This window comes from Candidatus Darwinibacter acetoxidans (assembly GCF_041936445.1).
Taxonomy (GTDB): Bacteria; Bacillota; Limnochordia; order Darwinibacteriales; family Darwinibacteriaceae; genus DTU010.
Window position 1 is genome coordinate 1 of record NZ_JBHGXH010000187.1, and the last position, 1,676, is coordinate 1,676.

At 59.8% G+C, this 1,676-nt stretch carries 1 protein-coding gene; it reads left to right on the forward strand.

The features are described 5' to 3' along the window. Positions 1–1,510: class I adenylate-forming enzyme family protein (locus ACE4YL_RS06970; RefSeq protein ID WP_461369423.1), on the forward strand; the 1,510-nt coding region annotated here is incomplete at its 5' end. Positions 1,511–1,676: the final 166 nt, after the last annotated feature.

Genomic DNA, 1,676 nt, shown 5'->3' on the forward strand with positions numbered 1-1,676 from the left:
GGCCACCATGCTTTTGACATTTCCGGATCACTATGTGCTTATGTACGCCTGCTTCAAGATCGGTGTAATCGTGGCACCCCTTGACCTGCGCCTTAAAGAGAACGAAGTGGTCCGCGACCTGGACAAGATCGAACCCAAGGCTTTCTTCTTCCTTGGCCCCACCCCGGCCCGCGACTTCCGGGTCGTCGGCGAAACGGTGCGCGACCGCTGCGGCTATGTCCGCCACCTGGTCCAGTTCTCTCCGGCCCCGCAGCCCGGCGAAATCATCGACGGTGCCGTCTCCGTGGCAGAGTTCATGGATCCGGAGAAGATCAAGGAGCTAAAGGAAAAAGATCAGCGGACCGGGGAGCTGGCCCGGGCTTATGCCCGGATCACCCCGCAGACGCCGGCTTTAATCATCTACACCACGGGGACCACCGGGGAGCCTAAGCCAGCTGTCTTGACTCACGAAAACATCATCGTGCAGAATGAAATCCTGGCCCGGGGTATCGGCCTGCGGAAAGAGGAGTTTAGAATGGTGCTCAACTTGCCGCCGAGCCATGTGGCGGGAACGAGCGAAGGGCCGATGACCACTTTTTACGCGGGCGGCACGGGGATCATGCTTCGCGTGTTCGATCCGCGCCAGACCCTCGATGCGGCTGCGAAGTACCGCGCCACCGTCCTCGGGATGATCCCCACGCAGTACCGCATGCTCTGGGCCGTGCCGGATTACAACAGTTTTGACCTCAGCAGCGTAAAAAGCGCCATCTATGCAGGGTCGGCCGTGGATGTGCCCTTCCTGGAGCAGCTGAGCAAGATGGCGCCCCATTTCGGCACCGGGCTGGGTATGACCGAGAACGCCGGCTTCGCCACCTTTACTCCGCCGGATATCTCCGTGGAAGAGATGGCGGGGCAGGTGGGGCGGCCCTTCCCGGACGTGGCCGAGGTCACCGTGCGCGCGCCCATGCGCGAGGACGGGACCGCCGGCGAGGAGCTGCCGGACGGGGAGATCGGCGAGATCTGCTACCATCCGCCCATCGTTTTTCCCGGCTACTTCAACCAGCCGGAAGAGACGGCCAAAGTCATCTCCAAGGAGGGCATTCTTTACACCGGGGACCTGGGCTTCTTTAAAAACATGGGCTCCTACCGCGCTCTCTACCTCTCCGGCCGCCGCAAGTTCGTGATCAAGCAGAAAGGCTACAACGTCTTCCCCGACGAGGTGCAGGCCCATATCGCCACCTATCCCGGCGTAGCCGTGGCCGAGGTGGTTGGCGTGCCGCACAGCCTCTTCGACGAAGGGATCTTCGCTTTTGTGCAGCCCAAGCCGGGCGTCGAGCTGACCGCCGCGGAGATCATGGAGCATTGCCGGAACATCGCCTCCTACAAGCGGCCGCAGCATGTGGAGATCTGGCCTGCGGATAAAATGATGCCGCTGACCAGGTTAGGCAAGGTGGATAAAATTCAGCTCCAGAACATAGCCCGGGAGACCGCGGAGGAACTCAGGCAGAAAGGCCTCTGGGATGCGGAGTGACAGTTGCATAAACCGCCGGTGCTTAAACCGGCGGTTTTTCTTTAAGGCAATGACATTACTTTTCCCTGGGAGGATGGTGCTAAATGGCGGGGAATAGCAAGAACATGACAATGGATAAAGCGACGGCAGAAAATTTCTACTCAAACTTTTGGAAAAGGCATCAGTA